A 22,861-nucleotide genomic window follows, 5' to 3' on the forward strand; every position below is an offset into this window, starting at 1 on the left:
CGTTAGCGTCTGGAGAGGATGTGCGGTCCGACATCCTTGATATCCTTGTTGCCGGTCAGCGCCATGCTGACATCCAGTTCCTGCTGCAGGATCTGCAGCATCCTGGTGACACCCGCTTCACCCATCGCACCCAGGCTGTACAGGAAGGCGCGGCCAATCATGGTGCCCTTGGCGCCCAGTGCGACTGCCTTCAATACATCCTGGCCGCTGCGGATGCCGCCATCGAACCAGACTTCGATCTGGTCGCCGACTGCATCGACAATCGCCGGCAGCGCCGAGATCGACGACACCGCGCCATCCAGCTGACGGCCGCCGTGGTTGCTGACGACGATGGCGTCGGCGCCGGTGGTGGCGGCGATCTTGGCGTCTTCGACATCCAGGATACCTTTCAGGATCAGCTTGCCGCCCCATTGTTCCTTGATCCAGGCGATATCGTCCCAGCACAAGGTCGGGTCGAATTGGCTGGCGGTCCATTTGCTCAAGGTCATGATGCCGTCCGCGCCTTTTACGTGGCCGGCTAGGTTGCCAAACGATTTGCGGCCGCCAAGCGCGCGCAATGCCCAGCCGGGTTTGCTGGCAAGGTCGATCAGATTGGCCAGCGTCATTTTCGGCGGCACCGACATGCCGTTCTTCAGGTCTTTGTGGCGTTGCCCGAGGATCTGCAGGTCCAGCGTCAGCACCAGCGCCGAGCACTTGGCGGCCTTGGCACGTTCAATCAGCGATTTAATGAAGCCGCGGTCGCGCATCACGTACAGCTGGAACCAGAATGGTTTGGTGGTGACGCTGGCGACATCCTCGATCGAACAGATGCTCATGGTCGACAAGGTGAATGGAATCCCGAATTTCTCGGCGGCGATGGCGCCCAGCATTTCGCCGTTGGCCCATTGCATGCCGGTCAGCCCGGTTGGCGCAATTGCTACCGGCATCGTCACATCCTGGCCGATCATGGTGCTGCGGGTTGAACGTTGGTCGACATTGATGGCGACCCGTTGCCGCAATTTCAGCGCGGCCAGGTCGTCGCTATTGGCGCGGTAGGTGGATTCTGTGTAAGAGCCGCTGTCGGCGTAGTCGTAGAAGGCTTTCGGCACGCGTTTCTGGGCCAGTACGCGCAGATCTTCCACGCAGGTAATTACAGACATAGGGCTCTCCGCTGGTTTTTGTTAGATACAGTCAAGCCGCTATATTAGATGAAAAGAAAGCAGGCACAGTGGAAATCAATTGATGTCTGGCATGAAGCTTTTTCAAGCAAAAGCGGCGCCGCGCCGGAACGGGCGGTACGGCGGCGGCTAGCGCAGTTGCTTGACGAGTTGCTGCGCCGCCAGTTTGCCGCTGCGCACTGCCGATTCGAGTGTCGCCGGATAGTCGCTTGCCGTATAGTCGCCAGCCAGCAGTAATCTTTCCAGGCCGCTGTCATTGGCTGGACGCGCGAGTGCCGGTGTACAGGCGAAGGTAGCGCGCTTTTCCGAAATCACGCGGGCCCAGTTTGGCGATGCCAATTCGGGCTGCTTGAAGGCAGTGGCAAGTTGCGCGGCGACAGCTTGCGCCAGCGCTTCGTGGCCAGCCTGGATGGCATCCGACGACGCGCTGATCACTATTGCCAGCAAGCCGGCCTGAGCCGGGTCGAGCTGGCCGCGATCGAATACGAACTGGCCCCAGGCTGGAACGCTGGTCGGTTCCGTCGTCGGCGGCGTATCGATCAGCGCGAAGAAAGGTCGCGGCAACCGAAAGTCGCGCGAGTATTGCAGGTAACAGGTGGTAATCGGCTCGTATTCAAATTGCGCAGGTGCGAGACCAGTGTCGCATCGGCGATGCCGTCCAGCAGACCGGCGGCGGTTTCGGGCGGAGTGGCGATCACCACCGCATCGAAATCGAGGCTGGTGTCGTTGCTGTCGAGTTGCCATTGCTCGCCATGGCGGCGTAATTGCCGGATGCTGCAACCGGTTTCGAGATTGCCCCCGCGCTCTTCGACGAACGCCGCAGCTTGCTGTGGATACAGGCTGCTCAAGTCAATCCGTGGCAACAGCATGTCCGATGCGCTGCGCTTGGCGCCGAGGCTGTCGCGCAATACCGCCAGGAAGACTTGCGCAGAAGCCTGTTCCGGACGGGTATTGAGTGCTGCGATGCACAGGGGGCGCCACATCAGCTGGATCAGGCGATCGGTCTGGTCGAAGCGTTCCAGCAGGGTGCTGACGCTGCAGTCGTCATGTAATTGCCATCCCATCCAACGTGCCGCCGATGAGAAACGCGCCAGCGCCAGTTTGTCTTCGCGGTCCAGTCCTTGCGCGCGCCACAACGCCACCAGCAAATGTAGCGGTGCCGGCAGGCGCGGCGCGACAAAGGTCATGCCGCCGCTCTCTGACGGGTAGCACATCTGCAAAGGCAGGCGCAGCATTGCGGCGGCCAGATCAATGCCGACCTTGCGCATCATGCCCAGGCTGTCTTTGTAGGCGCCGAGCAGGATGTGCTGGCCGTTGTCCAGCGTCAGTTCATTGATGTCGACCCGACGCGCGCGTCCGCCAAGCTGGCGGCTGGCCTCGAATAAGGTCACCTGGTGGCCGGCCGCAGTCAGTTCGACCGCGGCGGTGCAGCCGGCCCAGCCGGCGCCGATCACGGCGACTTGCTTCGCGTTGATAGCCATTATAGCGATGCGCCCGGGATCGGAAGAAGATGTTCAGCCGCGTACATAAGTCTTCCAGGCCAACCATAGTTTTCGGATCGGCGTCAGCGAGATGCGCTGGTTCAGCACATGGAAGCCATCGCGTTCGATTTCACTCAGCAGGGCGCGATAGATTGCCGCCATCATCAGGCCGGGCGCTGCGCGCGGCGGTCCTGCTTGGGCAGCAAGGCAAAGGCTTCGTCGTAAGCTTGCTGCGCGCGCGCCACCTGGAAGCGCATCAGGTTGACGAAGTTGTCGCTGTAGCGTGCGTTCAGGATGTCGGCTGCGGTGACGCCGAATTGCTGCAGTTCGTTGACCGGCAGGTAGATGCGGCCCTTGCGGCCATCCTCGCCGACATCGCGGATGATGTTGGTCAGCTGGAACGCGAGGCCGAGCTTTTCGGCGAATTGCAAGGTCTGTGGCTGGGTCACGCCGAAGATGCTGGCTGACAGGATGCCGACCACGCCCGCGACATGCCAGCAATATTGTTTCAGGCCTGGATAGTCGAGATAACGGGTCTGGTTCAGGTCCATTTCCATGCCGTCGATGATGGCTTGCAGATGCTTGCCGTCCAGCCCGTAGGTCAGCAGGTGCGGTTGCAGTGCTTGCGTTACCGGGTGAGTCGGGTTACCGGCCAGCATCGCGGCGATTTCCTTGCGCCACCACATCAGTTTGGTGCGCGCCACGCTTTCGTCGGTGCAGTCGTCGACGGTGTCGTCAACCTCACGGCAGAAAGCATACAGCGCAGTAATGGCGCGCCGACGCTCGACCGGCAGAAACAGGAAGCTGTAGTAAAAACTGGAACCGCTCTGGGCGGCTTTTTGTTGGCAGTAGTCGTCTGGAGACATGGATATGAAAATGGTAACACTACGCGGCAATCATGCGGCGTGAGTGGTCAGGATGCCTGAAAAAATAACTTGCCCGAAGTATACGTAAGAAATGCCGCCTGCTCGTCGAAGTATCCGGATTTATTCGTGTTTTTATACTGTATTTGGTGATGCGTCGGGAATTGCAGATTTGCCGGGGCGCTCATTTCATGCGCAGCGCGCGCCAGCCCAACATCAACCAATCCATTTTCACCAGCTTGGGCCGATGACGGAACATGTCGTAGTCGGCCGCTTCGAGTTTTTCCAGGATGCGCAAACCGCCCAGCACTACCAGCCGCAGCTCCCAGCCGATCCGTCCCGGCAAGCGCAGGGCCAGCGGCGCGGCGCTGGTCATCATGCTGCGTGCACGCTGCAGTTCGAATTGCATCAGCTGGCGCCAGGCATGGTCTATGGTGCCGTTGGCGATCTGCGATTGCGATACGCCGAAGCGTTGCAGGTCTTCCAGCGGCAGGTAGATCCTGGCTTTTTGCCAGTCGATGGCGATGTCTTGCCAAAAATTAATCAGCTGTAATACCGAGCAGATGGCGTCCGAATCCCGCAGGTTCTGTTCAGTCGCCTCGCCATAGAGATGCAACATCAGGAATCCCACGGGATTGGCCGAACGCCGGCAATAATCGAGCAGTTCGCTGAACTGACCGTAGCGGGTCGTCACGACATCTTGCTTGAAGGCGGACAGTAGGTCGCGAAACGGCGTCAGCGGCAAATCGTATGCGACGATGGTTTGTTGTAGCGCCTGGAACAAGGGATCTTCTGCCGGCAGCTTTTGTTCGATCCGGTCCAGCGCCGTTTCGAAGCCGTTTAGCGCCCGCAAGCGCTGCTCGGCGCTGGCATCGCCTTCGTCGGCAATGTCGTCGGCGGTACGGGCGAAGGCATAAATTGCCTGCACTGCAGGGCGCAGGCGGGCCGGTAGTAGTATCGACGCGACTGGGAAGTTCTCGTAATGATTAATGGACATTAGGGCATCTGGTCAAGCGCGGGGTGCGGATGGTTGTGTATATGGCATTATTTTGTGTCAGTTTTGCCCATGTAAAAAAGCCTTGGTCAAACTTGATCTCGCGCAATTATAATTACTGACTTAAGAGTTATTAATTTTTGACGCAATAAGATAAATAAACGTTCCACCAGGCTAGGCCTTGCTGCCTCGATAACAAAAGCCGCAGCGGCCCATGACAATTCGCAAACGAACGACAGCTCCGAATAGTAAAGGAAAAACCGTGTTGACCCAGATAAATCAGCGTCAGGTGGCATCTTCCCGAGGGGCTGCGCGCATCCAGCCGCACATTCAACTCCTCCCGCGCATATTGTTGATGTGTTCTTTGCTGCTGCTGGCGGCATGTTCCAAAAAGGTGGAAAAGGCTGAGGACATTCGCCCTGTCAGGGTTATGGTGCTGAGCCCGGCCAATGCAGACGTGATCTCCGAATTCCCCGGTGCGGTCCAGGCGCGCTATGAGTCGCAGCTCGGGTTCCGGGTGGGTGGCAAGATCATTGCCCGCCAAGCGGATGTGGGCACGGTCGTCAAGCGCGGCCAGGTCTTGATGCGCCTCGATCCGAAGGATCTGCAACTGGCGCAGGCGCAAGCAGTGGCAGCGCTGAGCTCCGCGACCAGCAGTCGGGACATGGCCAAGGCCGATCTGAAGCGTTATCAGGAATTGCGCGACAAGAATTTCGTCAGCCAGGCGGTGCTGGATTCAAAGGACACGGCGTTCAAGGCGGCGCAGGCGACCTATGACCAGGCCCAGGCTGCGTTAAAGGGGCAGTTGAACCAGACTGCCTATGCCACCCTGGAGTCCGATGTTGACGGCGTTGTTACCGCCATCAGTGCCGAGGCTGGGCAAGTGGTGGCGGCCGGTACGCCGGTAGTCAATGTCGCGCGCCAGGGCGCCAAGGAAGTCGTGGTCGGCGTGCCCGAGAACCAGGTCGACAAGTTGCGGCGCAGCGGCGATGTGCAGGTCCGCTTATGGGCCGATCCGAAGCAAGTCATCCGGGGCGCCGTGCGCGAAGTATCGCCGATCGCCGATCCGGTGACGCGTACTTATGCAATCAAGATTGCGATTCCAGACAGTGCGCCAAACGTCAAACTTGGCATGACGGCCTATGCCGCCTTCGCCAGCAAGACCAGCGACGATGCAATCAAGGTGCCGTTGACGGCGTTGCTGCGAGTACAGGATCACAGCGCGGTCTGGGTGGTCGAACATGGCGCAGTGCGGCAGGTGCCGGTGAGGGTGGTCGGGCAGCAGGGAAATGATGTGCTGATCCAGGGCGCGTTGGGCGGCGGCCAGCAGGTCGTTACCGCTGGCGTCAACCAGCTCAAGCCGGGCCAGAAAGTTACCATTCTCAATGCGCCGGAAAGCAGCGCGCCGGCCGGCAATATTGCGGCCCCTTCTCCGGTGGCGTCAAACGCAGTGCCGACATCCTCCGCAGCGAGCGGAGCGGTCCAATGAGCGACGGCAAAAAGAACAGTTTCAATCTGTCGCGCTGGGCGCTGGAACATATACCTCTGACGCGTTACCTGATGGTGGTGCTGATCATTGGCGGCATCATGAGTTATGGCCGTCTTGGCCAGGACGAAGACCCGCCATTCACGTTTCGCGCGATGGTGGTGTCAGCACAATGGCCCGGCGCTACTGCGCTGCAAATGGCCGACCAGGTGACCGACAAGCTGGAAAAGAAGCTCCAGGAAACACCGCATGTCGATACGATCCGCAGTTATTCCAAGCCAGGCGAAACGCTGATCATCCTGCAACTGCAGGAATCGGCTACGCCAAAGGAGACGGTGGACGCCTGGTATCAGGTGCGGAAGAAGATTGGCGACATCAAACTGACTTTGCCGCAAGGTGTGCTAGGGCCGTTTTTCAACGATGAGTTCGGCGAAACCTATGGTTCGATCTTCGCCGTGTCCGGCGATGGTTTCAATTATGCCGATGTCAAGGACTATGCCGATTTCGTGCGTCAGCAACTGTTGACGTTGCCTTCGGTTGCCAAGGTGGATTTGTTCGGCGTACAGGATGAGAAGATTTTCATCGAGTTCTCGCAAAAGAAATTTTCGCAGCTAGGCATCACGGTGCAGGACATTGTTAATCAGTTGTCCGCGCAAAATGCACTGCAGTCCACCGGCGTTCTGGTGACGCCGAGCGACAACCTGCAAATTCGCGTGAGCGGCGCGCTGGCGTCGCCGAAGGATCTGGAAAACCTGCAATTGCGGGCCAACAATACGACCTTCCGTCTGGGCGATTTTGCCGTCGTCAAACGAGAATACCAGGATCCGCCGCAAACCAAGATGCGTTTCAACGGCAAGGAAGTAATCGGTCTTGGCGTGTCGATGGTGAAGGGAGGCGACATCATTGCACTCGGCAAGGACATGGAAAAGATCACCGCCGAGATCAAGGCCAAGCTGCCGGTTGGCATTGATCTGGAGCGGGTTTCCAACCAGCCGAAGATCGTCGCTGAATCGGTCAACGAATTCCTCAAGACCCTGATGGAGGCAGTGCTGATTGTGCTGGCGGTCAGTTTCCTGTCGCTCGGCTTTCATACCAAGCCATTCCGCATCGACGTGCGCCCAGGGCTGGTGGTGGCGCTGACGATCCCGCTTGTGCTGGCGATTACCTTCCTGTTCATGAATATCTTCAGCATCGATCTGCACAAGATTTCTCTGGGAGCGCTGATCATCGCACTCGGCCTGCTGGTCGATGATGCCATCATTGCGGTTGAGATGATGGTGCGCAAGATGGAAGAGGGGCTGTCACGGCTGGAAGCGGCGACCTTCGCCTACACTTCGACCGCGATGCCGATGCTGACCGGCACGCTGATTACCGCAGCTGGCTTCCTGCCGATCGGCTTGGCCAAGTCGGCCGCCGGTGAATATACGTTTTCGATGTTTTCGGTAAATGCCTTGGCGCTGCTAATTTCCTGGCTGGTGGCGGTGTTGTTCACGCCGTATATTGGTTTCCTGTTGTTGAAGGTCAAGCCAGCCGCTGGCGCCGACGGGCATCATGAACTGTTCGACACGCCTTTCTATACAAGGGTGCGGCGGGCCGTCAACTGGTGCGTGGAGTGGCGCAAGACCACCATCGGCTTGACTTTGCTGGTGTTTGCGTTGGGCGTATTTGGCTTCAAATTTATTGAAGAGCAATTCTTCCCCGATTCCAGCCGACCGGAATTGATGATCGAGCTGTGGCTGCCGGAGGGCTCGTCATTTGCCGCCACCGAAGCCCAGGCCAAGAAGTTCGAGGCCTATATTCACGGCGCCCCGGAAGTGGAGAGCATGACGACCTATGTCGGCAGCGGCAGTCCGCGTTTCTACCTGCCGTTGGATCAGATACTGCCGCAGACCAATGTGGCGCAAGTGGTGTTGCTGACCAAAAGCCTGGCTGACCGCGATGCGCTGCGCCTGAAGATCACGGATGCGTTCAAACACGGATTTCCCGAAGTGCGCGGCCGTGTCAAATTGCTGCCGAGTGGCCCGCCGGTACCGTACGCGGTGCAGTTCCGCGTCAGCGGTACCGATGCCGCCAAGGTGCGGGTGATTGCCGACCAGGTCAAGGCAGTAATGAACGCCAATCCGAACATCACCGGCCTCAACGACAACTGGAATGAATCGGTCAAGGTGCTACGGATCGATCTTGACCAGGATAAGTTGCGGGCGCTCGGCATCGGGTCGCAAACCGTAATGCAAACTGTCAATACGCTGTTGACTGGCACCACCATCGGCCAGTACCGCGAGCATGATCGCCTGATCGACATCTTGGTGCGTCAGCCGCTCGACGAGCGGGTCACCATCGATGCGCTGAACCAGGCCAATGTGCCTACTGCCAGCGGCAGGTCGGTGCCGTTGTCGCAGATCGCCAGCGTCAGGCTGGTGTGGGAACCGGGTGTGGTGTGGCGCGAATGGCGCAATTGGGCGATTACGGTGCAGGCCGATGTGATCGATGGCGTGCAGGGACCGACCGTGACCGACCAGATCAATCCGCAGCTCGACAAGATCCGCGCGCAGCTGCCGCCAGGTTACGTGATCGATGTCGCTGGTGCAGCGCACGACAGCGGCAAGGCGCAGGATTCGATTGCCGCCAATGTACCGCTGGTGATTTTCATCATTTTCACCTTGCTGATGTTGCAGTTGCATAGCTTCTCGCGTTCGCTGCTGGTGTTTCTGACTGGACCATTGGGAATTGCCGGCGCGGCGGCGGCGCTGCTGATCCTGCATAGGCCGTTCGGCTTCGTCGCCCAGCTCGGGGTGATTGCGTTGTTCGGCATGATCATCCGCAACTCGGTGATCCTGATCGACCAGATCGAGCACGATATCGCCGCGGGCGTGGCGCCATGGAATGCGATTGTCGAATCTGCGGTGCGGCGCTGTCGGCCGATTATGCTGACCGCAGCAGCGGCGGTGCTGGCGATGATTCCGTTGTCGCATTCGGTATTCTGGGGACCGATGGCGGTTGCGATCATGGGCGGACTGATTGTTGCCACTGGCTTGACCCTGCTGTTCCTGCCGGCATTGTATGCGGCTTGGTTCCGCGTCAAGAAACCGCAGTGATGTACGCGGAGGTGAGAAGCGTGCTTTAGCGAAAGTCCGGCAAAAAGTGGCGAGATGTGGGTTGAGGCTCTCGCCATATCGCACGGCTTGAAGTAGAATAGCGGGCTGTCCAATCTTGCTCGCGCGGGATTGGGCGGCGAATGTTTCAAATGCGACCGTGGCGAAATTGGTAGACGCAACAGGTTTAGGTCCTGTCGAGAGCAATCTTGTGGAGGTTCGAGTCCTCTCGGTCGCACCAGTCTGTCGGTATGATTACCGTCTTGCTGAAATATGAAGGAACCCTCTTATACTTTTGTATTGAGGGTTTTTTTACGCCCGATGTTTTTCAAGGTGCTGAAATCGCAACTGCCGGATGGGCTCTCCGGCATACAATTCAATCAATTTTTCTTTCTCGGAATAAACATGCGTGCAAAGTCCTTGGCGTTGGCTGCATTATTTGGTTTTGCTGCAATCGCAACAGATGCGGCGCAAGCGGCATCGGAGCAGGTCGGCGAGGTGAGTACCGCATTTCGTTGGGTTGGGCGTAACGACCGGGTGGTGGTTGAGGCTTATGACGATCCCAAAGTGCAGGGCGTCACCTGTTACGTGTCGCGGGCGCGTACCGGGGGTGTAAAGGGTACAGTGGGTTTGGCGGAGGATCGTGCCGAGGCATCGATTGCCTGTCGCCAGGTCGCTGCCAACCTGCAGTTCGTCGGGAAGCTGCCGCTCCAGGAAGATGTCTTTACCGAGCGCATGTCGGTATTGTTCAAGCGTCTACACATCGTGCGGTTGGTTGATCCAAAGCGCAATACACTGGTTTACCTGACCTATTCGGATAAATTGGTTGATGGCAGCCCGCAAAATAGCGTTACTGCCGTGCCGGTGTCGGCCGGTAACCCGATTCCACTCAAATAAGGTGGCTTAATATAGCTAGTACGTGATGCGTTTTGGCGCAACAGGCTCTTTTACGTATAGAATATCGGACTTTAGCGCGACGGGGTTAGGGTGAAAATAACAACATTTCACCACTCCGGTCATCAGTAATCCCGGCCTGCCGGGGCGATTGAGTGGCTCGGTTCACCCTGGTCGCACCACGGAATTTTTAATTTTTGGACGATCCACATGGCAACTGCAGTCGAAACTCTGGATAAACTTGAACGCCGCCTTACCCTCACTATCGCAATCAGCGAAGTGCAAACCGAAGTCGAGAAGCGCCTGAAGGTTCGCGCTCGCACAGCTAAAGCGCCTGGCTTCCGCCCAGGCAAAGTGCCGATGAAGATGGTCGCTGCACAGTACGGTTATCAAGTCGAAACCGAAGTGCTGAATGACAAGGTCGGCAATGCATTCAACAGCGCTGCCAACGAAAACAACCTGCGCGTAGCCGGTTACCCGAAGATCGAGCCAAAGAACAGCGAAGGCGTGCCTGAAGGCACCCTGGCATTCGACGCAACTTTCGAAATCTACCCAGAAGTCAAGATTGGCGATCTGACCAGCGTTGAAGTCGAAAAGACCAAGGCTGAAGTCAGCGATGCTGAAATCGACAAGACCATCGACATCCTGCGCAAGCAACGCGTGCATTACCACGTCAAGGGTGAGCAAGGCGAACACGGCGACGGCGGCAGCGACCTGACAGCCAAGAACGGCGACCGCGTGACTGTCGATTTCGTCGGCAAGATCGACGGCGTTGAATTCCAGGGCGGCAAGGCTGACGACTACGCTTACGTATTGGGCGAAGGCCGCATGTTGCCTGAGTTTGAGAACGCTACGATTGGCCTGAAGGTCGGCGAATCCAAGACATTTGATCTGGCTTTCCCAGCGGATTACCACGGCAAGGATGTCGCCGGCAAGACTGCAGAATTCACCATCACGCTGAAGAAGCTGGAATGGGCGCATCTGCCGGAAGTCGACGCTGAGTTCGCAAAGTCGCTGGGTATCGAAGACGGTGACCTGACCAAAATGCGCGCTGATATCAAGCTTAACCTGGAGCGTGAAGTTGGCTCCCGCGTCAAGGCGAAGAACAAAGACAGCGTAATGGATGCGCTGATCAAGGTCAGTGAGCTGGAGGTGCCGAAAGCACTGGTCGAGCAAGACGTTGAACGTCTGGTTGAAATGACCCGTCAAGACATGGCGCAACGCGGCATGAAGGTCAACGACATGCCATTCCCACCTGAGCTGTTCACAGCCCAGGCAGAGCGTCGCGTTCGCCTCGGCCTGATCCTGGCTGAAGTGGTCAAGGAAAACAAGCTGCAAGCCACGCCGGAACAAGTCAAGGCACAAGTTGAAGACTTCGCCCAAAGCTACGAAGACCCACAACAAGTCCTGAAATACTATTTCAGCGATCGCCGCCGCCTGGCAGAGGTCGAAGCTCTTGTTTTGGAAGAAAACGTCGTTAACTACGTGTTGGGCAAATCGAAAGTGACTGAAAAGTCGGTTGCGTTCGATGAATTGATGAGCAACAACGGGCAGCAGGCTTAATTAGTCTCGGTGTCGCGTCCGGCGGTGTCGGACGCGACCAGCAGGCCGATCTAGTTTGAGGGCTCTTCATAAGGAAAGATATGACAGGCTTTAATCGTAATTCGGCACTGGATACTGACATGCTCGGCATGGTGCCTATCGTGATTGAGCAAAGCGGTCGCGGTGAACGTTCCTACGACATTTACTCGCGTTTGCTGCGTGAGCGCATCATTTTCCTGGTGGGTCCGGTCAATGACCAGACCGCCAACCTGGTTGTGGCGCAACTGCTGTTCCTGGAAAGCGAAAATCCTGACAAGGATATTTCCTTGTATATCAATTCCCCTGGCGGTTCGGTGTCAGCCGGTATGGCTATTTTCGATACCATGCAGTTCATCAAGCCGGAAGTCTCCACCTTATGCACTGGCATGGCTGCTTCGATGGGCGCTTTCCTGTTGGCTGCTGGCGCCAAAGGCAAACGTTTCTCGTTGCCGAATTCGCGCATCATGATTCACCAGCCGCTGGGCGGCGCGCAAGGGCAGGCTTCGGATATCGAGATCCAGGCGCGCGAGATACTGTATTTGCGTGAGCGCCTGAACGGCATCCTGGCCGACAAGACCGGGCGGACCATTGATCAGATCAGCAAGGACACTGATCGGGATAATTTCATGTCTGCCGATGCAGCCGTGGAATACGGCCTGATTGATAAAGTCCTGGCGACACGCGCTTGATGACAGCGTACTGACTAAACGCCCGGCCCCACAGGTACGGGCGTTTTGCTTTTCCGGCGGCGCGTCGACCAATGTGCGGCGACGCCGATGCTGATTGCGCTACTATTTCCTGCAGATGTCGTATAGTCATGGACAGTGTGTTTTGCATGCGCCTGTCGTGACGAACTCCTGTTTCGCAGGTAATATAAAATCAATGTCCCTATATAGCTTTACTTAAACTCTGCCTTTATGTCTGATAAAAAATCTTCCAGCGGCGAAAAACTGCTTTACTGCTCCTTCTGCGGCAAGAGCCAGCATGAGGTGAAAAAACTCATCGCCGGGCCATCGGTATTCATCTGTGATGAATGTATCGACCTGTGCAATGACATCATTACGGATGAAGCTTCGAACGTTGAAACGCTGGATGGTCAAAAATCGGAGTTGCCGATTCCGCAAGAAATCTGCGATCTGCTCGATCAGTATGTGATCGGACAAGAGCCGGCCAAGCGGATTTTGTCGGTAGCGGTTTATAACCACTACAAGCGGCTCAAACATCTTGGCAAGAAGGATGATGTCGAACTGGCAAAGAGCAATATTCTGCTGGTGGGGCCAACTGGTTCCGGCAAGACGCTGCTGGCGCAGACGTTGGCGCGCATGCTGAACGTTCCTTTTGTGATTGCTGATGCTACAACCTTGACCGAAGCCGGTTATGTGGGTGAGGACGTCGAAAACATCATTCAAAAATTGCTGCAGAACTGCAATTATGAAGTCGAGAAGGCGCAGCGTGGCATCGTATATATCGATGAAATCGATAAAATTTCCCGTAAATCGGACAATCCGTCCATCACCCGCGACGTATCGGGCGAGGGCGTGCAGCAGGCGTTGCTGAAGTTGGTCGAAGGCACCATGGCGTCGGTGCCGCCGCAAGGTGGTCGCAAGCATCCGAACCAGGATTTTGTGCAGATCGACACCACTAATATCCTGTTCATATGCGGTGGCGCATTTGACGGCCTGGCTAAAATCATTTCCGAACGTTCGGAAAAGAGCGGCATTGGCTTTTCGGCAAATGTGAAGAGCCAAAGCCAGCGTACTTCCAGTGAGGTGTTGCTGGATGCGGAGCCGGAGGACTTGACGCGTTTCGGCCTGATTCCTGAGCTGGTCGGGCGTTTGCCAGTGATCGCGACGCTGGCGGAATTGAATGAAGAAGCGCTGATCGAGATCCTGATCGCGCCAAAGAATGCGCTGGTCAAGCAATACTCCAAGCTGCTGCAGATGGAAGGCGCTGAGCTGGAAATCCGCCCTGCGGCGCTGCAGGCGATCGCCCGTAAGGCCTTGGCGCGCAAGACCGGCGCACGCGGCTTGCGTTCAATCCTGGAGCATGTATTGCTGGACGTAATGTACGATCTGCCAAGTCAGCAAAATGTCGCCAAGGTTGTCGTGGATGAAAACACCGTCACCAGCGGCGCCAAGCCGTTGCTGATTTACCATGAGCAGCCGAAAGTATCCGGGGCGAAATAATTGCCTCGGCATCATGTCCAGCGAACGATCGCATCGTTGTAGGCGATCCGCGGATATGCTGAGCTGCAGAAACATGTAAAGGCATGTAAAAAGTAGGGGTTTAAGCAGGCTTTTTACGCAAAAGTAGTACAATTTGCCAAAACATAATTCAATTGGCTTCAATCGAAAAGCCACCCGAAGTTACCTTCGCGTGTGGCTTTTTTATTTGCCATCGCAAATGCATCACAAACGCATCGCAAACGCATTGCAAATAGAAGTGGTGATTTATTGTTGAAACTGGGCTTGAGTTTCGGCCACTCGTGCCAACATCATTAATAAGTTTTTTTGATAAGGCTCGCCATGACGACTTCTACATTTACTGAACAAACTCAGTTGCCTCTCTTGCCTTTACGGGATGTGGTGGTATTCCCGCATATGGTGATCCCTTTGTTCGTCGGCCGCCCGAAGTCCATCAAGGCCCTGGAAGCCGCCATGGAGCAAGGCAAGAGCATCATGCTTGCCGCCCAAAAGGCTGCCGCCAAGGATGAACCGTCGCCGGACGATATCTATGAGATCGGCTGCGTCGCCAACATTTTGCAAATGTTGAAATTGCCTGATGGCACCGTCAAGGTGCTGGTGGAAGGTGCGCAGCGCGCCCGTATCCATCACATCAGCGAACTCGACACGCATTTCATCGCCGACCTGACGCCGGTCGAATCCGAACTGGGTGATGAGGCTGAGGTGGAAGCGATGCGTCGCGCCATCGTTCAGCAGTTCGACCAATACGTCAAGCTGAACAAGAAGATCCCGCCTGAGATCCTGACTTCGCTGTCGGGCATCGACGATGCCGGCCGCCTGGCTGACACTATCGCCGCGCACCTGCCGCTCAAGCTTGAGCAAAAGCAGGTGATCCTGGAGATCTTCAATATTGCCAAGCGCTATGAGCACTTGCTGGGTCAGCTCGAAGGTGAACTGGATATTCTGCAGGTTGAAAAGCGCATCCGTGGCCGCGTCAAGCGCCAGATGGAAAAATCGCAGCGTGAATACTATCTGAACGAGCAGGTTAAGGCGATTCAGAAGGAATTGGGCGAAGGCGAAGAAGGTGCGGATCTGGAAGAGCTGGAAAAGAAGATCCTCTCCGCCAAGATGCCGAAGGAAGCGCTGGAAAAAGCACAGAGCGAACTGAAGAAGCTGAAACTGATGTCGCCGATGTCGGCCGAAGCGACCGTGGTGCGTAATTACATCGATACCTTGGTCGGTTTGCCATGGAAGAAAAAATCCAAGGTCAATAACGAACTGGGCAACGCCGAGAAAGTCCTGGAAGGCGATCACTATGGCCTGGATAAGGTCAAAGAACGTATCCTGGAATATCTTGCCGTGCAACAGCGCGTCGACAAACTGAAAGCGCCGATCCTGTGCTTCGTCGGTCCTCCAGGCGTGGGTAAAACCTCGCTGGGGCAATCGATCGCCCGTGCCACCAACCGCAAGTTCGTGCGGATGGCTTTGGGTGGCGTGCGTGATGAAGCCGAGATTCGCGGTCATCGTCGCACCTACATCGGCTCAATGCCAGGCAAGATCTTGCAAAGCCTGGCCAAGGTCGGCGTGCGCAATCCGTTGTTCCTGCTGGACGAGATCGACAAGCTCGGCATGGACTTCCGCGGCGATCCGTCTTCGGCCTTGCTCGAGGTGCTGGACCCTGAGCAGAACCATACGTTCTCGGACCATTACATCGAGGTCGATTTCGACTTGTCGGATGTGATGTTCGTGGCGACCTCGAACTCTTTCAATATCCCGCCGGCATTGCTGGACCGGATGGAAGTGATTCGTCTGTCCGGCTACACCGAGGATGAAAAGACCAACATCGCCCAACGCTATCTGCTACCTAAGCAAATCAAGAACAACGGTTTGAAGGCTGAGGAAATCACCGTCGCCGAAGGTGCGATTCGCGACATCATACGTTATTACACGCGTGAGGCGGGGGTGCGTTCGCTGGAGCGCGAAATCTCCAAGATCTGCCGCAAGGTGGTCAAGCTGCTGCTGTTGAAGAAGCAGGAGAAGAAGGTTGCCGTGACCTCGAAGAACATCGATAAATTCCTCGGTGTGCGGCGCTTCGACTACGGCGTTGCCGAGAAAGAGAACCAGATCGGCCAGGTGGTCGGCCTTGCATGGACCGAAGTGGGCGGCGAGTTGCTGACCATCGAAGCCGTCAAGATGCCGGGCAAGGGCGCGATCATTCGTACCGGTACCTTGGGCGATGTGATGAAGGAATCGATCGAGGCAGCACGTACTGTGATGCGTAGCCGCGCTGCGAAGCTGGGCATCAAGGGTGAAGCGTTCGAGAAGAGCGATATCCACATTCACGTACCGGAAGGCGCGACGCCGAAGGACGGCCCGTCTGCGGGTGTCGGGATGACAACCGCATTGGTGTCGATCTTTACCGGAATTCCGGTGCGTGCCGATGTCGCGATGACGGGTGAAATCACCTTGCGTGGCGAGGTCTTGCCAATCGGCGGCTTGAAGGAAAAGCTGTTGGCAGCGCATCGCGGCGGCATCAAGACCGTACTGATCCCAGAGCAGAACGTGAAAGACCTAGCCGAGATTCCGGACAACGTCAAGAACAAGCTTGAGATCGTACCGGTGCGCTGGATCGACAAGGTGCTGGAAATTGCGCTGGAGCGGCAGCCGGTACCATTGACGGAAGAGGAGGCAGTACTCGATGCTGCGGTTGCAAAGAGCAGCGAGAAGTCTGATCCTACCGTGGTCAAGCATTAATCGCAGGAAAAGAGGCTGCAGTTGATCGCAGCCTCGTTGTTCTAAAAAAGGCGCTCGCAAGAGCGCTTTTTTTATATCTTCAAAAGATTTGAGTGTTGAATCTGCCAAGTTTGTGAAATCAGGTTAAACGCCCCCGAACTCGCCCGTAATCCGCTTGACACAAGGCTTTGCGACTTGTTTAATACGGACAGCAGATTTTTTCTGCGCCCATCAGCGATGGCCGCCGCATAAAAAGGCGCGCACAAACATCATCTCGACATTCAATTCATACGAGGGGACTTAAGTGAATAAAACCGAATTAATCGATCACATTGCAAAGTCAGCCGACATCTCCAAAGCGGCTTCGACCCGCGCGCTGGATGCCGTGATCGCCGCTGTCAAAACCACTCTGAAGAAAAACGGCTCGGTCACCCTGGTTGGCTTCGGCACGTTCTCGGTCGGCAAACGCGCGGCTCGCACTGGCCGCAATCCGCGTACCGGAGAGGCTATCAAGATCAAGGCAGCGAAAGTTCCTAAATTTAAGCCTGGCAAAGCGTTGAAAGATGCTGTAAACTAGCGTCTTTTGGCGTGGTGACAAACGCCAAAATCTAGACTGGCTAAATTGTCGTGTTTCAGTTCAACGCTTGTTTGAATAAAGCGATGAATGAAGGTAGCGCAGGGGGTGCTTAGCTCAGTTGGTAGAGCGGCGCCCTTACAAGGCGTAGGTCGGGAGTTCGAGCCTCTCAGCACCCACCAACGCAGTCAGGTAAGAAATGCAGGTCAGCGATGATTTGCAACAGCAGTTTTAGGAGTGGTAGTTCAGCTGGTTAGAATACCGGCCTGTCACGCCGGGGTCGCGGGTTCGAGTCCCGTCCACTCCGCCAAAATACAAAAAGGCGAACGAGAGTTCGCCTTTTTTCATATGCAACCCCGATTTGTATTGCTGCCTTTTTTGCCGGCAGCGCGTTCTCGATTGGCCGACCATGTTTGAATTCGTACGTACCCATCAGCGCTTGATGCAGTTTCTGTTGCTGTTGCTGATCATTCCTTCCTTCGCTCTTGTCGGGCTGCAAAGCTACAGCAGCTTTGGCGATAGCGCCAACACGGTGGCCAAGGTCGCCGGCCAGCCAATTACGCAGCAGGATTGGGATGCCGCATTGCGCGACCAGATGAGCCGCATGCAGCAGGCGTTTGGCGAGCGTTTCGATCCGAAGATGCTGGAGACGCCGGAGGCCAAGAAAGGTGTGCTGGATAACCTGATTACGCAACGCGTTCTGGCTGCGACGGCCAATCGCGAGCTTCTGACCGTATCGGATCCAGTTTTGCAACAGACCATTCTTGGCATGTTCCCGAATTTGGTTGGCGCTGACGGTAAGTTCGACAGCAACTTGTTCAATCAATTGTTGGCAGCCCAAGGCATGACGCAAGTTTCATATGCCGCCCGCCTGCGCCAGGAACTGGCGATGCAGCAATTGAACGGCGCTGTCCAGTCCACCGCCTTTACGCCGAAAACAGTGGCGATGCGGCTGTCGGATATCGGTGACCAGGAGCGCGATGTGCAGGAATTGTTGTTCAAGGCACAGGATTTTGCTGCGCAGGTCAAGGTGACTGACGCCATGCTGCAGGATTACTATGCCAAGAATGCCAAGGAATTTGAAATCCCCGAGCGGGTCAAGGCTGAATATGTCGTGCTGGATAGCGCAGCAGCTGCCGCGCAGGTAACGGTCAGCGATGCTGATATCAAGTCTTATTACGACAATAACCTGGTTCATTACACGACACCGGAAGAACGTCGCGCCAGCCATATCCTGATCTCGGTCAAGAAGGATGCGCCGGCGGCAGAGCAGGCTGCAGCAAAAGCCAAGGCAGAGAGCCTGCTGGCCGAAGTACGCAAGAACCCAGCTGATTTTGCCAAATTGGCGAAGGCCAATTCGCAAGATACCGCCTCTGCGGAAATGGGCGGCGATCTGGGTTATTTCGCCAGCGGCAGCATGGTCAAGCCATTTGCAGATGCCGCGAACAAGCTGAAGCAAGGCGAGATCAGCGATCTGGTGCAATCCGACTTCGGCTATCACATCATCGAGCTGACTGGTATCAAGCCGGCTCAAGTCAAGCCGCTGGATGACGTCAAGGCCGATATCAGCGCTGAAATCAAGAAGCAACTGGCGGCAAAGAAGTTTGCCGAGCTGGCTGAAACGTTCAGCAATACGGTCTACGAACAGGCAGATAGCCTGAAGCCAGTGGCGGATAAACTGCATCTGCAGATTCAGACTGCCGAGAATCTCGGTCGCAAGGTCAACCCTGCCGTGGCGCCTGCGGTCCCGTTCAATAACCAGAAATTCCTGGCGGCTCTGTTTTCGGACGAAGCACTGAAGAACAAGCACAACACCGAGGCAGTTGAAATTGCTCCGAATACTTTCATTGCCGGCCATGTGGTTGAGTACAAGCCGGTGACGAAGCGCGCGTTTGAAGAAGTCCAGGCAATGATTCGCGACAAAGTGACGCGCACTGAAGAGGTGGCAATGGCCAAGAAAGCCGGCGAAGAAAAATTGGTGGTTCTGAAAGCGCAGGACAGCAGCACTGGTTTCGGCGCAGTTCAGACTGTATCCCGCGCCAAGAGCGAGGGTATCAATCCGCTTGAATTCGAAGCAGTGATGAAGGCTGATGTCAACAAGCTGCCGGCATTTGTCGGTGTCGAATTGCCGCAGCAGGGTTACGCACTGTATCGGATCGGCAAGATTGCGCAACCGGCCACAATCGACCAGGCACGCCGCACTGCAGAGCAACAGCAGATCACCAGCGTATTGGCGCAACAGGAAATGCTGGCATATGTAGATGTCTTGAAAGAGAAAGCCAAGGTCAAGATATTGAAGTCTGCAGCATCGGCGCCGGTCAGCACCGACGCTCCGTAATATAGATAATAGCCAAGGCAGCGCTGCTGCCTGAAATAAAAAAGCCACTTCATTCAAGTGGCTTTTTTTTATGCGACGGCGTTATTTGGTGAGCAGTGGTTTTAAACCTGACCAGACATTGTCCAATATGATCGGATGAGCCTGGGCAACCGGGTGGATTCGATCGGCCTGGAACATTTCCGGTTTATCCGGAACTCCAGCCAGCAGGAAGGGAACCAGCGGAACTTTGGTTTGCTTTGCCAGCGTACCGTATAGTGCAAAGAACTTGTCGGTGTAATCGCGTCCGTAATTTGGCGGAATCCGCATACCAACCAGCAGCACTTTTGCTTTTGCCTTTTGAACGGCATCGATCATGCTGCGCAGGTTGTCCTCGGTAGCCTTCAATTGCAGGCCGCGCAATGCATCGTTAGCGCCCAGTTCGATGATGACGATATCCGGACGTTGCTGTAGCAATGCCGCCAGCCGCGCCTTGCCGCCGCTGGTGGTTTCGCCGCTGATGCTGGCATTGGTAATGCGATCGTCGAGTTTTTCCTGCTGCAAGCGCTGCTGCAGCAGTGCCACCCAGCCGCTACCGCGCGCCAGTCCGTATTCGGCGGAAAGGCTATCGCCTAACACCAGAATCGATTTTGATGCAGAATAAGCATTGTTCGTCCATACTAGCCCGAACAGGCCAAGCAACAGCGCAGCCAGCCGCAAGCTGCGGGCAAATCGGTCCGCGGTGTCTGCGATCAAGTCTTGAAACATATTCCCAAACCTGGAGTCGATAATCTGCATGCATCAATCCTCTTCTGTTATTCCTGTAACGGCAAATTCAAAGGCGCCCGCCATTGACGTCCAGCATCTCAGCAAGCGCGTGGCCGACGCCAGCGGCGAACTGGTGATTCTCGATGATATCAATTTTAACGTCCAGGGCGGTGCGACACTGGCAATCGTCGGCGCCTCGGGCTCGGGCAAGTCGACCCTGCTGGGGTTGCTGGCCGGGCTGGATACACCGTCCGCAGGAACGGTGCGTATCGACGGCACTGATATTTTCGCGCTGGATGAAGATGGCCGGGCGGGATTGCGCAAGGAGAAGCTTGGCTTTGTATTCCAGTCGTTTCAATTGCTAGGGCATTTGAGCGCGTTGGAAAACGTCATGCTGCCGCTGGAATTGCGTGGCGATAAGGATGCCCGAGAAAAGGCAGAGGCCAAGCTGGAGCGGGTCGGCCTGGCAACGCGCTTGCGCCATTACCCGAAATATCTGTCGGGCGGCGAGCAGCAGCGAGTGGCATTGGCCCGTGCCTTCGTGACGGAACCACCATTGTTGTTTGCCGATGAGCCGACCGGTAGCCTGGACGCCGCCACCGGCGATGCAGTGATTCAGTTGATGTTCGATTTGAACCAGGAGCGCGGCTCGACCTTGATCCTGGTGACGCATGACACTTCAATCGCCATGCAATGTCGACAGACGATTACCATCGCTGCGGGGCGCTTGCTGCGACCGGGCGATACCGGTGCGGCGGATCCGCAAATATTTCAACAAGCTGGTTGAGAAGGCGTCGTCGGGAAACGGTTTTCTGCAGTCCGGGCGCGGTGAAGAGAAAGTAGAAATGGGAGAATCAGCATGTCGGCATGGCTTTCAGTAACAAAGGCGGTGCTCCCGTATGTGAGCGATATCATTTCCGTCGCGGTGCCGGTCTTTACCCGTCGCAAAGGCAATACGGAAGAGAGTCAGATTCAAATATTGCAGCAGCAGGTCGCGGAACTGCAGGCAGCGTCGTTGCAGAACCTTGGCGAAATCAAGGCGCTCGCAGAGCAGTTGAAAACGGCGTTGCCGATGCTGGAGCAAGAAGTGCAGATGATCGACGCAAAATTGCGGCGCGCCGGCATACTCTGTGGGATAGCAACCGGCGTTGCGGTGCTGGCCTTGGTAGTGGCTCTGATTGCCTTGTTGAGCAAGTGAAATGACCCGCCGAGGCAGCGTGCTTCGAGCAAGATTGTTTTCAATGTTGCGGAGCTGTTTTTGAAAAGATAAGGGGAAATGGAAAGATATGGATCGTCTGCAATCCATGCGGGTTTTTGCCAAAGTGGTAGAACAGGGTAGCTTCGTTGCAGCCGCCCATGCATTAGACATGTCGAATGCAGTGGTCACCCGGCTGGTGGCCGATCTGGAGAACCATCTGGGCATTCGTCTGTTACACCGTTCTACCCGTCGCATGGCCTTGACCGAGCCGGGGCAGGTCTATCTCGAGCGGGTGCGCCAGATACTGGACGAAATCGACGAGGCCGAGGCGGCGGCTTCGGTGTTGTCGAGCAATCCCGCCGGCACGCTGCATATCTATTCTCAGATTGGCTTTGGTCAAACGCAGCTGGCGCGTTTGCTGCCCTTGTATTCGAAGCAGTATCCGGATGTCCAACTCGATGTGACATTGTCGGATCGCACGGTCGACTTGATCGAAGAAGGCTTTGATGTAGGCGTTTTTTCAGTCAACCAGAAGTTCGATGCCAGCATGGTTGCGCGCCAGCTTGGCATTGCGGAGGTGCTGTTGTGCGCTTCGCCGGCTTATATCGCGCAGCATGGCGTGCCACAGGTGCCGGAAGATCTGGCGCAGCACTCCTGCCTGAATTTTTCACTGGAACATTTGCGTCATCACTGGACTTTCCAGTCGGCCGATGGCACCTCGATCGTGCCGATAACCAGCAAGGTGATGTCGAATAATACCGACTTGCTGCGTCATTGCCTGCTGGCCGGCATGGGGATCGCGATGCGCAGTTCGTATACGCTCGGCGATGACGTAGTGGCCGGGCGTTTGGTGCGTGTGTTGCCGGACTACCAGATCAACAAGGTCGCGGTCAGCCTAGTGTACCCGAGCCGACGTCTATTATCGGCCAAGGTGCGCAGTTTTGTCGATTTCATGATGATGCAATTTCCTCATCCTGATTGCGATCCCTGGCTGGCGTCCTGACTACATTCCAACGCGTAGGGCGGGAAAATTTTTACCCAAGGGCTGCCGGATAGGCGGAGTGGATGAAGCCGGCATGGAATGAGCGGCAGTGCGCATCTGACGGTTCAGGGGCGGATATCTTTCAAGCGTCGCAACAGGTTGCCGTCCTGTTGCCAATGGCGTCGCTCGACGCTGCCATGCGCTTCGGCCAGCAGTTCATCGGGGCTTTTTGTCATCTGCGCCTGCAGGACTCTCTCCGCCAGGCGCAGATCCATTTCAACCGGGCCAAGGAAGGTCACCACGTCGCCACGCTGAATCAAAAGAGTCGGGAAGTTGTCGACATCCAGGTCGCCGATCAGGTCAGCCTGATCTTCGATGTCGATCCAGGCAAACTGTACTTGCGGGTGACGTTGTGCGAGCGCTGTGAAGTTCGCGAAATATTCGCGACAACTGCCGCACCAAGCCGCGCAGAGGCAAGCCACAATCCAGCCGTCGGCGGCCAGGATGTCGGTCAGTTCGTGGCGATTATCGTTGTCGAGAGTAAGGATCAGCATGCGCGGT

18 protein-coding genes, 3 tRNA genes and 1 pseudogene are annotated in these 22,861 nt (G+C 56.3%); 15 read left to right on the top strand and 7 right to left on the bottom strand.

Annotated elements, in window-relative coordinates:
* Positions 1-2: 2 nt before the first annotated feature.
* The 5 genes and pseudogenes from CAter10_RS09135 to hpnC all read right to left on the bottom strand — a co-directional run bounded on the left by CAter10_RS09135 (position 3) and on the right by hpnC (position 4,498).
* Positions 3-1,139 (bottom strand): alpha-hydroxy acid oxidase, encoded by a 1,137-nt coding sequence (locus CAter10_RS09135; RefSeq protein WP_061533167.1) that lies wholly within the window; start codon positions 1,137-1,139, stop codon positions 3-5.
* A 147-nt stretch (positions 1,140-1,286) separates the two neighbouring features.
* On the bottom strand, positions 1,287-1,721 hold the full coding sequence (locus CAter10_RS24245; RefSeq protein ID WP_335340210.1) for an FAD-dependent oxidoreductase: 435 nt from the start codon (positions 1,719-1,721) through the stop codon (positions 1,287-1,289).
* Complete coding sequence (locus tag CAter10_RS09140; RefSeq protein WP_335340211.1) at positions 1,697-2,638, bottom strand: hydroxysqualene dehydroxylase; 942 nt, start codon at positions 2,636-2,638, stop codon at positions 1,697-1,699. The genes CAter10_RS24245 and CAter10_RS09140 overlap by 25 nt, the downstream gene beginning before the upstream one ends.
* 33 nt (positions 2,639-2,671) lie before the next feature.
* Positions 2,672-3,504 (bottom strand): annotated as a pseudogene (gene hpnD / locus CAter10_RS09145) (presqualene diphosphate synthase HpnD).
* Between the two features lie 181 nt (positions 3,505-3,685).
* Entirely contained in the window at positions 3,686-4,498 is an 813-nt protein-coding gene (gene hpnC, locus CAter10_RS09150) for a squalene synthase HpnC (RefSeq protein WP_061533168.1), read from the bottom strand.
* Positions 4,499-4,757: 259 nt separating this feature from the next.
* Here hpnC and CAter10_RS09155 point away from each other — a divergent pair, with 259 nt between their 5' ends.
* From CAter10_RS09155 to CAter10_RS09210, 12 genes are all read left to right on the top strand, one after another.
* Entirely contained in the window at positions 4,758-5,984 is a 1,227-nt protein-coding gene (locus CAter10_RS09155) for an efflux RND transporter periplasmic adaptor subunit (protein WP_082797846.1), read from the top strand.
* A complete protein-coding gene (locus CAter10_RS09160; RefSeq protein ID WP_061533170.1) occupies positions 5,981-9,076 on the top strand; it encodes an efflux RND transporter permease subunit in 3,096 nt (1,031 codons plus the stop codon). The genes CAter10_RS09155 and CAter10_RS09160 overlap by 4 nt, the downstream gene beginning before the upstream one ends.
* 151 nt (positions 9,077-9,227) lie before the next feature.
* Positions 9,228-9,314: transfer RNA gene (locus CAter10_RS09165), tRNA-Leu, on the top strand.
* A gap of 164 nt (positions 9,315-9,478) precedes the next feature.
* Positions 9,479-9,970, top strand: coding sequence for a CreA family protein (locus CAter10_RS09170; protein WP_082798045.1), 492 nt, complete (start codon positions 9,479-9,481; stop codon positions 9,968-9,970).
* A 207-nt stretch (positions 9,971-10,177) separates the two neighbouring features.
* Complete coding sequence (gene tig / locus CAter10_RS09175) at positions 10,178-11,530, top strand: trigger factor (protein WP_061533171.1); 1,353 nt, start codon at positions 10,178-10,180, stop codon at positions 11,528-11,530.
* Positions 11,531-11,610: 80 nt separating this feature from the next.
* Positions 11,611-12,237, top strand: a complete 627-nt coding sequence (gene clpP / locus CAter10_RS09180) for an ATP-dependent Clp endopeptidase proteolytic subunit ClpP (RefSeq protein ID WP_061533172.1) — start codon at positions 11,611-11,613, stop codon at positions 12,235-12,237.
* Positions 12,238-12,465: 228 nt separating this feature from the next.
* A complete protein-coding gene (clpX, locus tag CAter10_RS09185) occupies positions 12,466-13,734 on the top strand; it encodes an ATP-dependent Clp protease ATP-binding subunit ClpX (protein ID WP_061533173.1) in 1,269 nt (422 codons plus the stop codon).
* 339 nt (positions 13,735-14,073) lie between these two features.
* Positions 14,074-16,485 carry an endopeptidase La gene (gene lon / locus CAter10_RS09190; protein ID WP_061533174.1) on the top strand — a complete coding sequence of 804 codons (2,412 nt, stop codon included), beginning with the start codon at positions 14,074-14,076 and terminating at the stop codon, positions 16,483-16,485.
* Between the two features lie 283 nt (positions 16,486-16,768).
* Positions 16,769-17,041 carry an HU family DNA-binding protein gene (locus tag CAter10_RS09195; protein WP_014006418.1) on the top strand — a complete coding sequence of 91 codons (273 nt, stop codon included), beginning with the start codon at positions 16,769-16,771 and terminating at the stop codon, positions 17,039-17,041.
* 103 nt (positions 17,042-17,144) lie between these two features.
* Positions 17,145-17,220, top strand: a tRNA-Val gene (locus tag CAter10_RS09200).
* 52 nt (positions 17,221-17,272) lie between these two features.
* Positions 17,273-17,348, top strand: a tRNA-Asp gene (locus CAter10_RS09205).
* Positions 17,349-17,447: 99 nt separating this feature from the next.
* Positions 17,448-19,376 (top strand): SurA N-terminal domain-containing protein, encoded by a 1,929-nt coding sequence (locus tag CAter10_RS09210; RefSeq protein ID WP_061533175.1) that lies wholly within the window; start codon positions 17,448-17,450, stop codon positions 19,374-19,376.
* Between the two features lie 81 nt (positions 19,377-19,457).
* Here CAter10_RS09210 and CAter10_RS09215 read toward each other — a convergent pair whose 3' ends face one another.
* Positions 19,458-20,120 carry an arylesterase gene (locus CAter10_RS09215; protein ID WP_061533176.1) on the bottom strand — a complete coding sequence of 221 codons (663 nt, stop codon included), beginning with the start codon at positions 20,118-20,120 and terminating at the stop codon, positions 19,458-19,460.
* Positions 20,121-20,148: 28 nt separating this feature from the next.
* Here CAter10_RS09215 and CAter10_RS09220 point away from each other — a divergent pair, with 28 nt between their 5' ends.
* The 3 genes from CAter10_RS09220 to CAter10_RS09230 all read left to right on the top strand — a co-directional run bounded on the left by CAter10_RS09220 (position 20,149) and on the right by CAter10_RS09230 (position 22,321).
* The gene (locus CAter10_RS09220) at positions 20,149-20,907 is read left to right on the top strand and encodes an ABC transporter ATP-binding protein (RefSeq protein WP_061533177.1); all 759 of its coding nucleotides are present in this window, start codon (positions 20,149-20,151) and stop codon (positions 20,905-20,907) included.
* A gap of 72 nt (positions 20,908-20,979) precedes the next feature.
* Positions 20,980-21,318, top strand: coding sequence for a hypothetical protein (locus CAter10_RS09225; RefSeq protein ID WP_061537140.1), 339 nt, complete (start codon positions 20,980-20,982; stop codon positions 21,316-21,318).
* 88 nt (positions 21,319-21,406) lie between these two features.
* Positions 21,407-22,321, top strand: a complete 915-nt coding sequence (locus CAter10_RS09230; protein ID WP_061533179.1) for a LysR family transcriptional regulator — start codon at positions 21,407-21,409, stop codon at positions 22,319-22,321.
* A gap of 104 nt (positions 22,322-22,425) precedes the next feature.
* Here the strand turns inward: CAter10_RS09230 and CAter10_RS09235 are convergent, their stop codons facing one another.
* A complete protein-coding gene (locus CAter10_RS09235; protein WP_061533180.1) occupies positions 22,426-22,854 on the bottom strand; it encodes a thioredoxin family protein in 429 nt (142 codons plus the stop codon).
* Positions 22,855-22,861: the final 7 nt, after the last annotated feature.

Origin of the sequence: Collimonas arenae (genome assembly GCF_001584165.1) — a bacterium.
Taxonomy (GTDB): domain Bacteria; phylum Pseudomonadota; class Gammaproteobacteria; order Burkholderiales; family Burkholderiaceae_D; genus Collimonas; species Collimonas arenae.